This is a genomic window from Streptomyces sp. NPDC012466 (assembly GCF_042955215.1).
Lineage (GTDB): Bacteria > Actinomycetota > Actinomycetes > Streptomycetales > Streptomycetaceae > Streptomyces.
In genome coordinates this window covers 210,922-226,455 of the sequence record NZ_JBIBEQ010000011.1, presented here as the reverse complement: position 1 = coordinate 226,455, position 15,534 = coordinate 210,922, and the positions used below count along the sequence as shown (strand labels likewise).

Here is a 15,534-nt window from a genome sequence, read left to right as displayed (position 1 = left end):
CGGGCGGATCCGCGGCTTTTGGGGCATGCGGATGGGACGAGTGTCACGCAGGGCGTTCGCGGTGGCGGCGCTGTCGGCCTTCACGATGATGCCTCGGGCGTCGGCCGCGACCGGACGCGGGGAAAGGGCGCCGGACGCCGAGATGCGGGGCGTCTGGCTCGCGTCCGTGGCCAACCGCGACTGGCCGTCGAAGCCCGGGCTGACCGCGTCGCAGCAGCGCGCCGAGCTGCTCACCCACCTCGACACCGCGGTCCGCAACCGGCTCAACACCGTGTTCTTCCAGGTCCGGCCCACGGCGGACGCGATGTGGCCCTCGCCGTACGAGCCGTGGTCGCAGTACCTCACCGGCACCCAGGGCAAGGACCCCGGCTGGGACCCGCTGGGCACGGCCGTCGAGGAGGCCCACGCCCGGGGTCTGCACCTGCACGCCTGGTTCAACCCGTACCGGATCGCCGCCCACGCCGATCCGGCCCGGCTCGCCGCCTCCCACCCCGCCCGGCAGAACCCGGGCTGGGTGGTGACGTACGGCGGGAAGCTCTTCTACAACCCGGGGCTGCCCGAGGTCCGTGCCTTCGTCGAGGACGCGATGCTCGACGCCGTGGCGAAGTATCCCGTGGACGGCGTCCACTTCGACGACTACTTCTACCCGTACCCCGTGGCCGGGCAGAGCTTCGACGACGACGACGCCTACGACGAGCACGGCGGCGACTTCCCCGACCGGGCCGCCTGGCGGCGGGACAACATCGACCGGCTGGTGCGGGAGACGGCGGACCGTGTGAAGGAGATCCGGCCGAGCGCCCGTTTCGGCATCAGTCCCTTCGGTGTGTGGCGCAACGCCGCGACGGACCCGCTCGGCTCGGACACGCGGGCGGGCGTGGAGACGTACGACGACCTGCACGCGGACACGCGGACGTGGGTGCGCGAAGGCTGGATCGACTACATCGTCCCGCAGCTGTACTGGAACATCGGCTTCGCCGCCGCCGACTACGCGAAGCTGGTGCCCTGGTGGGCGGAGGTCGCGCGCGGCAGCTCGACGCAGCTCTACGTGGGGGAGGCGCTGTACAAGGCCGGCGACCCGGCGCAGCCCGCCGCGTGGCAGCAGACGGACGAGCTGTCCCGGCACCTGACGCTGGCCGGGCAGCATCCGGAGGTGCGCGGACACGTCCACTTCGCCGCCAGGGACGTGGCGGCCGACCGGATCGGGGCGATGGCGCGGGTGGTCGCCGACCACTACGGAGAGCCGGCGTCGCCCCCGCGCTGACTCACGGCCCGGTGGTGGTCTCCCTGTGCCGGATCTCCGTGTCGGGTCCCGGGGAGCACACGCCCTCGTGCCCGTCCTCGAACCGGACCCGGTACGGCGGGTTGCCCTCCTGGCCGAGCACTTCGACGATCTCGCCGACCTTGTCGTGCTGACCGACCACCCTGCCGTGCTGGACAAGCTGGTCGCCCACGGTTGCGCGCATCTGGGTCCTCCTCACGAGGTGCGGAGCAGCGGGTCCGTGGCCTTGGAGTCCAGGCCGGGAGGCGCCTGCCGACGGGGGACGTGCGCCGTTCCGCTCAGCCGCGTGATCGCTGTGTGACGGCGATGCAGACCAGCACCGCCGCGGCCGTCAGCGGGGCGGCGACCGTGAGGTGCTCGCCCAGCAGCAGCACCGACCACACCAGTGTGAGCAGCGGCTGGGCGAGCTGCAACTGGCTGGCCTTGGGGATGCCGATGGCCGCCATGCCGCGGTACCACACGACCAGCCCGACGAACTGTGAGCCCGCCGCGACCCACAGCAGTCCGGTGACGCTGTGCGCGGTGAGCCGCACGGGTTCGTGCGCCAGGGCGAGCGCGGCGACGGGCACGGTCAGCGGCAGGCACAGCACCAGCGCCCAGCCGATCACCTGCCAGCCCGGCATCACCCGGGCCAGCCTGCCGCCCTCGGTGTAACCGGCCGCGCAGACCAGCAGCGCGGCGAAGAGGTACAGGTCGGCGGTGCTCAGGGCGCCGCCGCTCTGCTGCACCGTGAAGGCCAGCACCGCCGCAGCGCCCGCCAGGGCGGCGACCCAGAACGTGCGCGAGGGGCGGGTACCGACGCGCAGCGCGGAGAAGAGCGCCGTCGTCAGCGGGAGCAGACCGACCACGACGGCGGCGTGCGCGGTGGTGGACGTCTGAAGCGCCAGCGTGGTCAGCAGCGGGAAGCCGAGGACGACACCGGCCCCGACGACCGCGAGTCCCGGCCGGTGCCGCCGGGCGGGCAGCGGTACGCGCAGTGCCAGCAGACAGCCGCCCGCGATGACCGCGGCCAGGACGCTCCGGACGGCGACCAGCGACCAGGGCCCGAAGCCCTCCAGTCCCCACGCGGTGGCCGGGAACGTGAGGGAGAAGGCCACGACGCCGAGCGCGGCCTGGAGGGTGCCGAAGCCGGGACGCTCCGGTGCCGAGGCGGCGACTGCTATCGAAGGGGCGGTAGTAGCGCTACTCTGTGCTCTCATGCAAGAGCGTAGCAGCGTAGGTGACCTCGCGGAACAGCTGAGGCGGGAGCTCGACCGCTACTCACCCGGTGGAAAGCTGCCGTCGAGCCGGGCGCTCGTCGAACGGTTCCGGGTGAGCCCCGTGACGGTGTCGCGGGCCCTGGCGCAGCTCGCCGCCGAGGGCCTGGTGGTCACCCGGCCCGGCGCCGGCGCGTTCCGCGCACAGACCCGGACGGCACCGGCCCCCGCCGGGGACACCTCCTGGCAGGAGGTCGCCCTCAGCGCCGACGGTGCCGCCGACCTCGTGCCGCGCTCGGTGGACGCCTCCGGGGTGCTGGTGTCGCTGGCCGCGCCGCCGCCCGGCGTGATCGAGTTCAACGGCGGCTATCTGCACCCGTCGTTGCAGCCCGAGCGGGCGATGGCCGCCGCCCTCTCGCGGGCCGGGCGCCGTCCCGGGGCCTGGGGGCGACCCCCCATGGAGGGGCTGCCCGAGCTGCGCGAATGGTTCGCGCGGAGCATCGGAGGCTCGGTCACGGCCGCCGAGGTGCTGATCACCGCCGGCGGCCAGTCCGCGCTCACCACCGCCCTGCGCGCCCTCGCCCCGCCCGGCGCCCCCGTCCTGGTCGAGTCGCCGACGTACCCCGGCATGCTCGCCATCGCCCGGGCGGCCGGCCTGCGCCCGGTGCCCGTCCCGGTGGACGCCGACGGTGTGCGGCCGGAGCTGCTCGCGGACGCCTTCCGCGCCACCGGCGCCCCGGCCTTCGTCTGCCAGCCGCTCTTCCAGAACCCCACCGGCGCCGTCCTCGCGCCCGGACGGCGCGTCGAGGTGCTGCGCATCGCCCGGGAGGCGGGCGCCTTCGTGGTCGAGGACGACTTCGTACGGCGTCTCGTGCACGAGGACGCGGGGCCGCTGCCGCGCCCCCTGGCCGCCGACGATCCCGACGGCGTCGTCGTCCACGTCTCCTCCCTGACCAAGGCGACCTCGCCCAGTTTCCGGGTGAGCGCCCTGGCCGCCCGCGGACCGGTCCTGGAACGGCTGCGGGCCATCCAGGTCGTCGACACGTTCTTCGTGCCGCGCCCCCTCCAGGAGGCCGCGCTCGAACTCGTCGGCTCGCCCGCCTGGCCCCGCCACCTGCGGGCCGTCTCCGCGGAACTGAAGGCCCGCAGGGACGCGATGACCGGCGCACTCGCCCTGCACCTGCCGGAGTTCTCGCTGCCCCACGTCCCGTCCGGCGGCTACCACCTGTGGCCCCGCCTGCCCGACGGCACGGACGAGTCGGCCCTGACCTCCGCGGCCCTGCGCGCCGGAGTCGCCGTCACACCCGGCCGCCCGTACTTCAGCGCCGAACCACCGGCCGCCCACATCCGCCTGAGTTTCGCCGCGGTCGCCGGGACCGGGGAGATCGCCGAGGGCGTACGGCGGCTGCGCACGGCCTGCGACGAGGTGCCGGCATAACCACTCGACGCACGTCCGCGTGGCCTGCGAGCATCGCGGACATGACCGACACGCCGAGCCTGCCCGAGGGATACGAGATCTCCACCGACCCCGCCCGTATCGACGCCGGACGGGTGCACCACTGGCTGTCCACCGACGCCTACTGGGCGCTGGGCCGGTCCAGGGAGAAGCAGGACCGGGCGATCGAGAACTCGCTCAACTTCGGCGTGTACGACAGGGTGTCGGACGAGCAGGTCGCCTACGCCCGGGTGGTCACCGACCGGGCGACCTTCGCGTGGCTGTGTGACGTGTACGTCGATCCGTCGGTGCGCGGCAAGGGGGTCGGCAGCGCGCTCGTGGGCGCCGTACGGGACGAGACGCGGTCGTACGGGGTGCGGCGGGTGCTGCTCGCCACGCACGACGCGCACGGAGTGTACGAGAAGCTCGGGTTCGCGGCGCTGGAGCGCCCCGAGCGCTGGATGGCGCTCGTCTTCGGCCGGTGAAGGTCGGCACACCCTGGGTAACTCGTAGGTAACACCCCTTGACCTGCGCACTTGTGGACCGCACGATCGCCGCATGCCACTGAGGGTCACGTTCGTCGCCGCCGCGCGCAGCTCCGCGCTGCTCACCGAGCGTTTCGAGGACGACCGGCCGCTGGACCAGGCCGGCTGGGGTGAGGTGGAGCGCGTCGCCCAGGAGCTGCTGCCGCTCGCCGCGGCGGAGCTGCGCTACTGTTCGCCGACCCCGCGCAGCCGGTCGACGGGGGAGGGGCTGGGGTACGCGCCGCTGGTGCAACTCGGCCTGCGCGACTGCGACATGGGCCGGTGGCGCGGGCTGACGCTCGGCGAGGCCATGGCCCGGGAGCCGGAGGCCGTGGACGCCTGGCTCGCCGACCCGCGCGCCACCCCGCACGGCGGCGAGTCCCTGGCCGACTTCATCACCCGGGTCGGCGGCTGGCTCGACACCCGGCCCGTCGAGGACGGCTGCCGGGTCGTGGCGGTGGCCGATCCGTCCGTGATCCGGGCCGCCCTGGTCTATGTCCTGAAGGCGCCGCCCTCGACGTACTGGAACATCGACGTCCGCCCGTTGTCGACGACCTGCGTGACGGGCCGGGCGGGCCGCTGGAACCTGCGATTCGACGGCGCGTCCGTTCAGCCCTCACGCGCGTAGCCGGTCGTCAGCACCAGGTCCTTGGCGGGGCCGCGGACCCGCCACACCGTCCGCCAGTGGTCCGCGTCGCGGACCGTGAACTCGCCGCGGTAGAGGTCGGCCGCACAGGGATGGCCGGCGACATGCCGGCCGGACGTCAGGTCCAGGTCGTGGAACGGCCGCCCGTCGGCGAACCGCACGTCCGCCGTGCCGCCCGGACCCGGCAGGAAGCGCAGCGTCCGCTCGGCGGGCCGGGCGACGCCCTGCCAGACGAAGGTGCCGGACTCGTGGTGCAGCAGCCCGCCGGTGACCTGTGCGGCGCCCCCGGCGCCTTCGTCCGGCAACGGGCCGAACTCCGTGACACCGGTGAACTGCCCTTCCACACCGCTCGCGAGATCCCGCACCGACCGTGACACCCGCCAGCGCCCGGCCAGATACGCCAGTGCGTCCGGCACTGGCCAGAACTCGCCCATCCTGCCCCGCTCTCCGTCCCAGCCGTTGCTGCGCGACCCATTGACGCGCCTTCGCCCCCTCCCTATCTTGCCGTTCGAAGTGCTGACCAATGTCTGATATTTCGAACACTCAGAGCCGCGGAGTATCCATGCCAAGCACCGCCGCACGCACCCGATGGAGACTCGGTCTCACGACCACCGCCCTCCTGACGGCAGCAGCCCTCCTACCGGCCCCCGCGCACGCCGAGGACGTCACCGACTACGCGATCACCGTCGACCCGTCCGCCCACGGCGCGAAGATCGACGACACGATGTACGGCGTCTTCTTCGAGGACATCAACCGGGCCGCCGACGGCGGTCTGTACGCCGAACTCGTGCAGAACCGCTCCTTCGAGTACTCCACCGCCGACAACGGCTCTTACACGCCCCTGACCTCCTGGACGGCCGGTGGCACGGCCCAGGTCGTGAACGACGCGGGCCGGCTCAACGCCCGCAACCGCAACTACCTCTCCCTGGGCGCCGGTTCATCCGTGACGAACGCCGGCTACAACACCGGCATCAGGGTCGAGCAGGGCAAGAAGTACGACTTCTCGGTGTGGGCCCGCGCCGAGAGCGGCAGCACCCTCACCGTCTCGCTGAAGGACACCGCGGGGACTCTCGCCACCGCCCGTCAGGTCGCCGTGAAGGGGGGCTGGGCCAAGTACAAGGCCACGTTCACGGCGACCCGTACGAGCAACCGCGGCCGGCTCGCCGTCACCTCGTCGCACACCGCCGCGCTCGACGAGGTGTCGCTGTTCCCGCGCGAGACGTACAAGAACCAGCCGAACGGCCTGCGCAAGGACCTCGCCGAGAAGATCGCCGCCCTGAAACCGGGCTTCGTGCGCTTCCCCGGCGGCTGCCTGGTCAACACCGGCTCCATGGAGGACTACAGCGAGGCCTCGAACTGGCAGCGCAAGCGCAGCTACCAGTGGAAGGACACCATCGGACCTGTCGAGGAGCGCGCCACCAACGCCAACTTCTGGGGCTACAACCAGAGCTACGGCCTCGGCTACTACGAGTACTTCCGCTTCTCCGAGGACATCGGCGCCATGCCGCTGCCCGTCGTCCCCGCCCTGGTGACCGGCTGCGGCCAGAACAAGGCCACCGACGACGAGGCGCTGCTCAAGCGGCACATCCAGGACACTCTCGACCTCATCGAGTTCGCCAACGGCCCGGCGAACTCCACGTGGGGCAAGGTCCGCGCGCGGATGGGTCACCCCAAGCCCTTCCACCTGACCCACCTCGGGGTCGGCAACGAGGAGAACCTCCCGAAGGAGTTCTTCACCCGTTTCGAGCGGTTCCGGACGGCCATCAAGGCGAAGTACCCCGACATCACCGTCATCTCCAACTCGGGCCCGGACGACGCCGGCACGACCTTCGACACCGCCTGGCAGCTCAACCGCGAGGGCAAGGTCGACATGGTCGACGAGCACTACTACAACAGCCCGACCTGGTTCCTCCAGAACAACGACCGCTACGACTCCTACGACAGGAACGGCCCCAAGGTCTTCCTCGGCGAGTACGCCTCCCAGGGCAACGCCTGGAAGAACGGCCTGTCCGAAGCCGCCTTCATGACCGGCCTGGAGCGCAACGCGGACGTCGTCAAGCTCGCCTCGTACGCCCCGCTGCTCGCCAACGAGGACTACGTGCAGTGGCGGCCCGACATGATCTGGTTCAACAACCGGGCCTCCTGGAACTCGGCCAACTACGAGGTCCAGAAGCTGTTCATGAACAACGTCGGCGACCGCGTGGTTCCGTCGAAGGCCACGACCACGCCGAACGTCAGCGGCCCCATCACCGGAGCCGTCGGCCTGTCGACGTGGGCGACCAGCGCCGCGTACGACGATGTGAAGGTCACCTCGGCGGACGGCTCGACCCTGCTGAGCGACGACTTCTCCGGTGACGCCTCGAAGTGGAAGCACTCCGGCGCGGGCAGCTGGAGCATCCAGGACGGGGCGTACGTCCAGACCGACACCGCCGCCGAGAACACCCTGGTCACGGCGGGCGACCCGGCGTGGAAGGACTACGACCTGCATGTGAAGGCCACCAAGAAGTCCGGAAAGGAGGGCTTCCTCGTCGCCTTCGGCGTCAAGGACACCGGCAACTACTACTGGTGGAACCTCGGCGGCTGGAACAACACCCAGTCCGCGATCGAGCAGGCCGTGGACGGCGGCAAGGGCACCCTGATGACGAAGGCCGGGTCGATCGAGACGGGCCGGGCCTACGACATCGACATCAAGGTGCGCGGCCGTCAGGTCACCCTGTTCCTCGACGGCAAGGAGTGGGGCAGCTTCAAGGACGACAAGCCCGCCGAGCCGTTCCGCCAGGTCGTCACCGAGGACGCCGGGACCGGTGACCTGATCGTCAAGGTCGTCAACGCCCAGTCGGCCGAGGCCCGTACGGCCGTCGACCTCGGTGGCGCCAAGGTCTCCTCCACGGCCCGGGTGACCACCCTGGCCGCCGACGAGGACGCCGTGAACACCGAGACGGACACCCCGGTGACGCCGGTGACGTCCACCTTCCGGGGTGTGGCGAAGAAGTTCACCTACACCTTCCCGGCGAACTCCGTCACGTTTCTGAGGATCAAGCAGAGATAAGGCCGCCGCTGCGGGCCGCTGCTCCCCGGGCAGCGGCCCGCAGCGTGCGCGTCACCGTGAGCGGAGCCCGTCGCCGGTGCGCCGCACACCGCCGAGCCGTGACGCCCGCCGAGCAGGGCGGTCGCGCTGCTGGGGCTCCAGGCCGCCGACGCACAGCCGCTTCAGGTACAGCTCGGGGGCGATGCGCAGGTAGAGGTCGAGGTGCCGGGGCACCGGTGCCGCCGTGAGGCCGGCCGGGTGCGGGGCGCCCTGGCGCGTCATGGGACAGACGACCACCGGGGGCGGCGCGGCGTCCTTCAGGACGGTCGGACCGCCCCGGAGTCACCGGCCGCCAGAGCCCCGGCCCCACGGCGGCAGCCTGCGGCGCCCTGCGGCCCCGAGTTCCAGCAGATCGTCGCGTGACCGCGCACGGGGCGTGAACAGCAGGGCGTCGATGCCCGGCGTGAGGACGTCCGGCGAGTGGCCCACGGGCGGGGCCGGACGCAGCAGTCGGCGTTCCGGTGCGCCGAGGGCCGGGCGGACCCGGGCGCGGCGGCGGCCGAGGACGACCCGGCCGTCCCGGGGCTGGAGCATGCGCATGCTCTTCCTGGCGCGATGGACCCGGGCGCGGCGGCGGGGCGGGCTCAGCCGCGGGCCGTCCACCCCGGGACCGTCGGCAGCACCTTCTCCGCGACGCGCATGAGCACCGCGTCGTCCGGCACCACTCCGTCCGTACGCCACATGGTGACGTCGAGGGAGCCGCCGCGGTCCTTCGGGTCCTGGGCCACGGTGAGGGCCCGGGCCGGTACGCCGGGACCGCTGTCGGCGTCGCCGCCGTCGAGCCGGAAGCTGATGCTGATGGTGCGCGTCGAGTAGAGGACCCCCGGGCGGCCCAGCATCGTCTGCCGGCGGGCGTCGCTCCCGAGCAGTGCTTCCGACCCGGTCACCGGCAGGCCGTCGTAGGTCGCCGAGAGCGTCACGGTGTACGTCTCGAACTCGACCTGTGCCTGCGGTGTGGCGATGTCCTTGCCGCCGGCGGTCCCGATGGAGCTGTCGCTGCCCTGGGCGGTCTTCGCGATCTCGGCCGGCGTGCCCAGCAGCGCGGCCAGGTCGGACCGGTTCAGCGCCTCGCACAATTGCGCACCGGAGAGGTGCTTGCCCTTCGGGGCCGGGGTCTCCCCGTCGGAGCAGGTGGCCGGCTTCGGCTCGCTCTCCGCGGCCGACGTCCGCGCGAGCCCCCAGAAGCCCGCGCCGAGCGCCCCCACCAGAGCCACCGCCGCGAGCGCCTGCCCCCATGCGTTCGCGCTGCTCATGGGCGCGTCGATGTCCTCGGCCATGTCCCCCACCCGCCGTGATCCCCTGATGTGCCCGGGGACCTTAACCTGTGGTCATGGCCAGGACAAAACCGTTTTCCGGGCCGTCGCGGCGACCACCGCGCCGCCCATGAATGGGATTGCATAAACGTGCAGCGAAACGTATAGTCATGCCCTCTAAGGAGGAGGATCCATGGCGGTACGTGCGGCAGTGGCCGGAGCGAGTGGGTACGCGGGCGGGGAACTGCTGCGTCTGCTCCTGGCGCACCCCGAGGTCGAGATCGGCGCCCTGACCGGCAACTCGAACGCGGGGCAGAAGCTCGGTGCGCTCCAGCCGCACCTGCTGCCCCTGGCCGGCCGAGTGCTCCAGGAGACCACCCCGCAGGTCCTCGCCGGCCACGACGTCGTCTTCCTCGCACTGCCGCACGGGCAGTCCGCCGCCGTCGCCGAGCAGCTCGGCCCGGACGTACTCGTCGTCGACATGGGCGCCGACTTCCGGCTGACGGACGCCGCCGCCTGGGAGAAGTTCTACGGCTCGCCGCACGCCGGAACCTGGCCCTACGGCCTTCCCGAACTGCCGGGTGGCCGCGCCGCGCTGGAGGGGTCCAAGCGCATCGCGGTGCCCGGCTGCTACCCGACCGCCGTCTCCCTCGCCCTCGTGCCGGCGTACGCGGCGGACCTGGCCGAGCCCGAGGCCGTGATCGTCGCCGCCTCCGGGACGTCCGGCGCGGGCAAGGTGCCCAAGCCGCACCTGCTGGGCAGCGAGGTCATGGGCTCGATGTCCCCCTACGGCGTCGGCGGCGGGCACCGGCACACCCCCGAGATCACCCAGAACCTCAGCGCGGCCGCGGGGCGGCCGGTCTCCGTGTCCTTCACGCCGACCCTCGCGCCCATGCCCCGCGGCATCCTCGCCACGTGCAGCGCCAAGGCCGCCGACGGCGTCACGGGCGAGTCGCTGCGCACCGCCTACGAGAAGGCGTACGCCGACGAGCCGTTCGTGCACCTGCTCCCCGAGGGTCAGTGGCCCGCCACGGCGTCCGTCCACGGTTCGAACGCCGTTCAGGTGCAGGTCGCGTACGACGAGGCCGCCGGGCGGATCATCGTGATCAGCGCCATCGACAACCTCACCAAGGGCACCGCGGGCGGTGCCGTCCAGAGCATGAACATCGCCCTGGGTCTCGACGAGACCACCGGACTTTCCACGATCGGAGTCGCACCGTGAGCGTCACGGCAGCCAAGGGATTCACGGCGGCGGGCATCGCCGCCGGGATCAAGGAGAACGGCAACCCGGACCTGGCCCTCGTGGTCAACAACGGGCCCCGCCGCACCGCCGCCGGCGTCTTCACCTCCAACCGTGTGAAGGCCGCGCCGGTCCTGTGGTCCGAGCAGGTGCTGAAGAGCGGCCAGGTGTCCGCCGTCGTCCTCAACTCCGGTGGCGCCAACGCCTGCACGGGCCCCAAGGGCTTCCAGGACACCCACGCCACGGCCGAGAAGGCCGCCGAGGTCCTCGGCCGGGGCGCCATCGAGGTCGCCGTCTGCTCGACCGGCCTCATCGGGGTGCTGCTCCCCATGGACAAACTGCTCCCGGGCGTCGAGACGGCCGCCGAGGCGCTCAGCGAGCACGGCGGCGAGAAGGCCGCCATCGCCATCAAGACCACCGACACCGTCCACAAGACGTCCGTCGTCACCAAGGACGGCTGGACCGTCGGCGGCATGGCCAAGGGCGCGGGCATGCTGGCCCCCGGCCTCGCCACCATGCTCGTCGTCCTCACCACCGACGCCGACCTGGACAACGACGTACTGGACAAGGCCCTGCGGGCCGCCACCCGCACGACCTTCGACCGGGTCGACTCCGACGGCTGCATGTCCACCAACGACACCGTGCTGCTGCTCGCCTCCGGCTCGGCCGAGGTCAGCCCCGGATACGAGGAGTTCGCCGAAGCCGTACGGCAGGTCTGCGACGATCTCGGCCAGCAGCTCATCCGGGACGCCGAGGGCGCCAGCAAGGACATCAAGGTCGAGGTGATCAACGCCGCGACCGAGGACGACGCCGTCGAGGTGGGCCGCTCCATCGCCCGCAACAACCTCCTCAAGTGCGCCCTCCACGGCGAGGACCCCAACTGGGGCCGCGTCCTCTCCGCGATCGGCACCACGCGGGCCGCCTTCGAGCCGGACCGGCTGAACGTCGCCATCAACGGCGTGTGGGTCTGCAAGAACGGCGGTGTCGGCGAGGACCGCGACAAGGTCGACATGCGCTACCGCGAGGTGCACATCGTCGCCGACCTCGCCGCCGGGTCCGAGACCGCCACCATCTGGACCAACGACCTCACCGCCGACTACGTCCACGAGAACAGCGCGTACTCGTCATGAGCAGTGGAGCGACGCGCAAGCACACCGCCCTGCCCAAGGCGCAGATCCTCATCGAGGCGCTGCCCTGGCTGGTCCGGCACAACGGCAAGACCGTCGTCATCAAGTTCGGCGGCAACGCCATGATCGACGAGGACCTCAAGGCCGCCTTCGCCCAGGACGTGGTGTTCCTGCACCACGCCGGTCTCAAGCCCGTCGTGGTGCACGGCGGCGGCCCGCAGATCAGCGCCGCCCTCGACCAGCACGGCATCGTCAGCGAGTTCAAGGCCGGCCTCAGGGTCACCACCGAGGACGCCATGGACGTCGTACGGATGGTGCTGGCGGGGCAGGTCCAGCGCGAGCTGGTCGGGCTGCTCAACCAGCACGGGCCGCTCGCCGTCGGCCTGACCGGCGAGGACGCGCACACCATCACCGCCACCAAGCACCAGCCCGAGATCGACGGCGAACTGGTCGACATCGGCCGGGTCGGCGAGATCACCGCGATCGACACCGGCGCCATCGAGGCCCTGCTCGCCGACGGCCGCATCCCGGTCGTCTCCTCGATCGCCCGCTCCCAGGACGACGGACATGTCTACAACGTCAATGCTGATACGGCGGCTGCGGCACTCGCTGCTGCACTGGACGCCGAAACCCTCATGGTCCTCACGGACGTCGAGGGCCTCTACGAGGACTGGCCGCACAGCGACGAGGTGATCAGCCGCCTCACCGCCACGGAACTGGAGCGGCTGCTGCCGGACCTGTCGTCCGGCATGGTGCCGAAGATGGAGGGCTGCCTGCACGCCGTGCGCAACGGCGTGACCACCGCCCGCGTCATCGACGGCCGGGTCCAGCACTCGATCCTGCTGGAGATCTTCACCGACGAGGGCATCGGCACGATGGTCGTGCCCGACGAGCAAGAGGGGGAAGCCGTATGACCGTCCATCAGGAGTACGCCGAGCGGTGGCAGGGCGCGCTCATGAACAACTACGGCACCCCGCTGCTGCCCCTGGCACGCGGCGAGGGCACCCGCGTCTGGGACGCCGACGGCCGTTCCTACCTCGACTTCGTCGGCGGCATCGCCACCAACGCCCTCGGCCACGCCCACCCGGCGGTCGTCGAGGCCGTCACCCGGCAGATCGGCTCCCTCGGCCACATCTCCAACTTCTTCATGGCCGAGCCGACCGTCGCCCTCGCCGAGCGGCTGCTGCGCCTGTTCGGCCGGGACGGCAAGGTCTTCTTCTGCAACTCCGGCGCCGAGGCCAACGAGGCCGCGTTCAAGATCGGCCGGCTGACCGGGCGGACCCACGTCGTCGCCACCGAGGGCGCCTTCCACGGGCGGACCATGGGCGCCCTGGCCATGACCGGCCAGGCCGGCAAGCGCGAGCCGTTCCTGCCCCTGCCCGGTGACGTCACCCACGTGCCCTTCGGTGACGCGCAGGCCCTGGCCGCCGCGGTCACCGAGGAGACCGCCCTCGTCATCCTGGAGCCGATCCAGGGCGAGCTCGGCGTCGTCGTCCCGCCGGCCGGTTACCTCAAGGCGGCCCGGGCGATCACGGCGGCGACCGGGGCGCTCCTCGTCCTCGACGAGGTGCAGACCGGCATCGGCCGGACCGGCCACTGGTTCGAGTACCAGGCCCACGAAGGCGTCCTGCCCGACGTCGTCACCCTCGCCAAGCAGCTCGGCGGCGGGCTGCCGCTGGGCGCCACCGTCGCCTTCGGGCGGGCCGCGGAGCTGCTCCGGCCCGGCCAGCACGGCACGACGTTCGGCGGCAACCCGGTCGCCTGTGCCGCCGGGCTCGCCGTCCTCGACACCATCGAGAACGAGGGGTTGCTGGAGAACGTCAAGCGGCAGAGCGAGAGATTGCGGGAGGGAATCGAGGGCCTCGGCCACCCGTTGATCGATTTTGTCCGGGGCGCGGGACTACTCCTGGGTATCGTGCTCACCGAGCCGCTCGCGCCCCAGCTGCGCCAGGCGGCTCAGGAGGCCGGATTCCTGGTGAACGTGCCCGCCCCCGACGTCGTCCGGCTGATGCCGCCGCTGAACCTCGGCGACGACGAGGCGGACGCGTTCCTCGGGGCGCTGCCCGGCATCCTCCAGGCAGTGAACGGGGACGGACGATCCGGGGAATGAGACGACGATGAGCCAGGCGCAGGACCACGAGCAGCCGGGGGCGAACGGGCCCGCCGTGCCGCAGACCCGCACCGCCCGCCACCGCCGGATCGTGGACATCCTCAACCGGCAGCCGGTCCGCTCGCAGAGCCAGCTGGCGAAGCTGCTCGCCGACGACGGGCTGAACGTCACGCAGGCGACGCTCAGCCGGGACCTGGACGAACTGAACGCGGTGAAGATCCGCAACGCCGACGGCGACCTGATCTACGCGGTGCCCAGCGAGGGCGGGTTCCGTACGCCCCGGGCGCCGCTGGGCGGGTCGGCGAAGGAGGAGCGGATGCGGCGGCTCTCGCAGGAGCTGCTGATCTCCGCGGAGGCGTCGGCGAACCTCGTGGTGCTGCGTACCCCTCCGGGGGCGGCGCAGTTCCTGGCCTCGGCGATCGACCAGGCCGAGCTGCACGACATCCTGGGGACGATCGCGGGCGACGACACGCTGATGCTGATCAGCCGGGACCCGACGGGTGGGCAGGCCCTGGCGGATCATCTGCTGAGGCTGGCGCAGAACGGCCACTGAGGGTCGTCGTTCGGGTGCGGGTGAGCAGTGGCTGATCGCGCAGTTCCCCGCGCCCCGGCCGGCCCAGCTGCGGGCATGCGTGCCGCTAGGGGCGGCACGGGTGGGCGCAGCGGCACCCCGTTCCGCCGGGTTGCGGCCCCCGCCCCCCGCCGGAACTCACCCCAGCCGCGCCGCCAACCCCCCAGTGCAGCGCACCTCGTCGCCGGCGGTGATCAGCAGCGCCTCCACACCAGGCAGCGACTCCAGCCACGCCAGCCCCTCCCGCGAGCCCATCGCGAACGCTGCCGTCGCCCAGCAGTCCGCCCACGTCAGCCGAGGCCCGACCACGGTCACGGCGACCAGGTCCGTCACGGCCGACCGCCCCGTCCGCGGATCCACGATGTGCGCGCCGCGCTCCGCCGTACCGGACGTGGCCACGGACAGCTCGTCCACCCCGGCCGCCGAGATGACCGCCGCCAGGCCCCCCGGCCGCAACGGGTCGGCCACCCCCACGCGCCACGGACGCTGCCCGCCCGGTGTCCCGAGCAACTGCACGTCCCCGCCGCCGTTGATGTTCACTCCGCACACCCCGGGCACGTCCGCCAGCCGCCGTGCCGCCCGCTCGACCGCCCAGCCCTTGACGATGCCGGTCGGATCGAGGCGACCCCGGTACGAGGTGCTGAACCAGCCGTCGCTCAACCGCTCCGCCTCGGCGGCCAGTTCCAGCACCTCGCCGACCTCGGGGTCGCATTCCCCGACGGTCACCTCCCCGCGTTGCAGCCGTGAGATCTGGCTGTCCTCGCGGTACGTGCTGAACACCGCGTCGACCCGGTGCAGTCCGACGACGGCCTCGTCCAGGGCCGCGCGCACGGCGGCCGGTTCCCCGCCGCGGACGTCGAAGGAGAAGACGGTCCCCATCGTCTCCTCGGCATGACGTACCGCGGCGGGAGCCTCTGCGGGGTCGGCCACCTGGTCAGCCACCGGCCTGGTCCAGCGCGGACTGGAGGGACTGCTTGTATCCGGCGCTGGTGTACGTCGCCCCGGACACGGCGTCGATCTGCGCGTTTCCGGCCGCGACGGCCGCCTGGTTGAGGCGGGGGACGG

The 15,534-nt window shown here is 72.1% G+C and carries 18 protein-coding genes; 10 read left to right on the top strand and 8 right to left on the bottom strand.

The window, feature by feature from the left end; all coding sequences use genetic code 11:
- The first annotated feature begins 31 nt into the window (after nt 1-31).
- A complete protein-coding gene (locus ACFY9E_RS33965) occupies nt 32-1,261 on the top strand; it encodes a family 10 glycosylhydrolase (protein ID WP_390990754.1) in 1,230 nt (409 codons plus the stop codon).
- A gap of 1 nt (nt 1,262) precedes the next feature.
- Here the strand turns inward: ACFY9E_RS33965 and ACFY9E_RS33960 are convergent, their stop codons facing one another.
- Together ACFY9E_RS33960 and ACFY9E_RS33955 are read right to left on the bottom strand one after the other, a co-directional pair.
- A complete protein-coding gene (locus ACFY9E_RS33960) occupies nt 1,263-1,463 on the bottom strand; it encodes a DUF1918 domain-containing protein (protein ID WP_010045242.1) in 201 nt (66 codons plus the stop codon).
- A 94-nt stretch (nt 1,464-1,557) separates the two neighbouring features.
- Entirely contained in the window at nt 1,558-2,478 is a 921-nt protein-coding gene (locus ACFY9E_RS33955) for an EamA family transporter (protein ID WP_390990751.1), read from the bottom strand.
- On the opposite strand from ACFY9E_RS33955, the gene ACFY9E_RS33950 reads away from it, so the two are divergent.
- The 3 genes from ACFY9E_RS33950 to ACFY9E_RS33940 all read left to right on the top strand — a co-directional run bounded on the left by ACFY9E_RS33950 (nt 2,477) and on the right by ACFY9E_RS33940 (nt 5,062).
- Complete coding sequence (locus ACFY9E_RS33950) at nt 2,477-3,913, top strand: aminotransferase class I/II-fold pyridoxal phosphate-dependent enzyme (RefSeq protein ID WP_390990748.1); 1,437 nt, start codon at nt 2,477-2,479, stop codon at nt 3,911-3,913. The genes ACFY9E_RS33955 and ACFY9E_RS33950 overlap by 2 nt on opposite strands.
- 41 nt (nt 3,914-3,954) lie before the next feature.
- Nucleotides 3,955-4,395: a GNAT family N-acetyltransferase gene (locus tag ACFY9E_RS33945; RefSeq protein WP_390990745.1), complete on the top strand. Its 441-nt coding sequence runs from the start codon at nt 3,955-3,957 to the stop codon at nt 4,393-4,395.
- A gap of 73 nt (nt 4,396-4,468) precedes the next feature.
- A complete protein-coding gene (locus ACFY9E_RS33940; RefSeq protein ID WP_390990743.1) occupies nt 4,469-5,062 on the top strand; it encodes a histidine phosphatase family protein in 594 nt (197 codons plus the stop codon).
- Here the strand turns inward: ACFY9E_RS33940 and ACFY9E_RS33935 are convergent.
- Complete coding sequence (locus ACFY9E_RS33935) at nt 5,044-5,514, bottom strand: DUF6314 family protein (protein ID WP_390990740.1); 471 nt, start codon at nt 5,512-5,514, stop codon at nt 5,044-5,046. The genes ACFY9E_RS33940 and ACFY9E_RS33935 overlap by 19 nt on opposite strands.
- Nucleotides 5,515-5,642: 128 nt before the next feature.
- Here ACFY9E_RS33935 and ACFY9E_RS33930 point away from each other — a divergent pair, with 128 nt between their 5' ends.
- On the top strand, nt 5,643-8,129 hold the full coding sequence (locus ACFY9E_RS33930; protein ID WP_390990737.1) for an alpha-L-arabinofuranosidase C-terminal domain-containing protein: 2,487 nt from the start codon (nt 5,643-5,645) through the stop codon (nt 8,127-8,129).
- A 51-nt stretch (nt 8,130-8,180) separates the two neighbouring features.
- Here the strand turns inward: ACFY9E_RS33930 and ACFY9E_RS33925 are convergent, their stop codons facing one another.
- Genes ACFY9E_RS33925 through ACFY9E_RS33915 form a run of 3 tightly spaced genes read right to left on the bottom strand, consistent with a single transcriptional unit; the run spans nt 8,181 to nt 9,445 of the window.
- Nucleotides 8,181-8,390, bottom strand: coding sequence for a hypothetical protein (locus ACFY9E_RS33925; RefSeq protein ID WP_390990924.1), 210 nt, complete (start codon nt 8,388-8,390; stop codon nt 8,181-8,183).
- 60 nt (nt 8,391-8,450) lie between these two features.
- Nucleotides 8,451-8,702 (bottom strand): hypothetical protein, encoded by a 252-nt coding sequence (locus ACFY9E_RS33920; RefSeq protein ID WP_390990735.1) that lies wholly within the window; start codon nt 8,700-8,702, stop codon nt 8,451-8,453.
- A 50-nt stretch (nt 8,703-8,752) separates the two neighbouring features.
- Nucleotides 8,753-9,445: a DUF6215 domain-containing protein gene (locus ACFY9E_RS33915; RefSeq protein WP_390990732.1), complete on the bottom strand. Its 693-nt coding sequence runs from the start codon at nt 9,443-9,445 to the stop codon at nt 8,753-8,755.
- A 169-nt stretch (nt 9,446-9,614) separates the two neighbouring features.
- Here ACFY9E_RS33915 and argC point away from each other — a divergent pair, with 169 nt between their 5' ends.
- Genes argC through ACFY9E_RS33890 form a run of 5 tightly spaced genes read left to right on the top strand, consistent with a single transcriptional unit; the run spans nt 9,615 to nt 14,451 of the window.
- Nucleotides 9,615-10,643: an N-acetyl-gamma-glutamyl-phosphate reductase gene (gene argC, locus ACFY9E_RS33910; protein WP_390990730.1), complete on the top strand. Its 1,029-nt coding sequence runs from the start codon at nt 9,615-9,617 to the stop codon at nt 10,641-10,643.
- Nucleotides 10,640-11,791 (top strand): bifunctional glutamate N-acetyltransferase/amino-acid acetyltransferase ArgJ, encoded by a 1,152-nt coding sequence (gene argJ / locus ACFY9E_RS33905; RefSeq protein ID WP_390990727.1) that lies wholly within the window; start codon nt 10,640-10,642, stop codon nt 11,789-11,791. Before argC ends, argJ begins: the two co-directional genes overlap by 4 nt.
- Entirely contained in the window at nt 11,788-12,702 is a 915-nt protein-coding gene (gene argB / locus ACFY9E_RS33900; RefSeq protein ID WP_390990725.1) for an acetylglutamate kinase, read from the top strand. Before argJ ends, argB begins: the two co-directional genes overlap by 4 nt.
- A complete protein-coding gene (locus ACFY9E_RS33895) occupies nt 12,699-13,898 on the top strand; it encodes an acetylornithine transaminase (protein WP_390990723.1) in 1,200 nt (399 codons plus the stop codon). The genes argB and ACFY9E_RS33895 overlap by 4 nt, the downstream gene beginning before the upstream one ends.
- 7 nt (nt 13,899-13,905) lie before the next feature.
- A complete protein-coding gene (locus ACFY9E_RS33890) occupies nt 13,906-14,451 on the top strand; it encodes an arginine repressor (RefSeq protein WP_030848800.1) in 546 nt (181 codons plus the stop codon).
- 156 nt (nt 14,452-14,607) lie between these two features.
- On the opposite strand, the gene ACFY9E_RS33885 is transcribed toward ACFY9E_RS33890, so the two are convergent.
- Nucleotides 14,608-15,411: an FAD:protein FMN transferase gene (locus ACFY9E_RS33885; RefSeq protein ID WP_390990721.1), complete on the bottom strand. Its 804-nt coding sequence runs from the start codon at nt 15,409-15,411 to the stop codon at nt 14,608-14,610.
- Nucleotides 15,404-15,534: FMN-binding protein (locus tag ACFY9E_RS33880; protein WP_390990915.1), on the bottom strand; the 131-nt coding region annotated here is incomplete at its 5' end. The genes ACFY9E_RS33885 and ACFY9E_RS33880, both read right to left, overlap by 8 nt.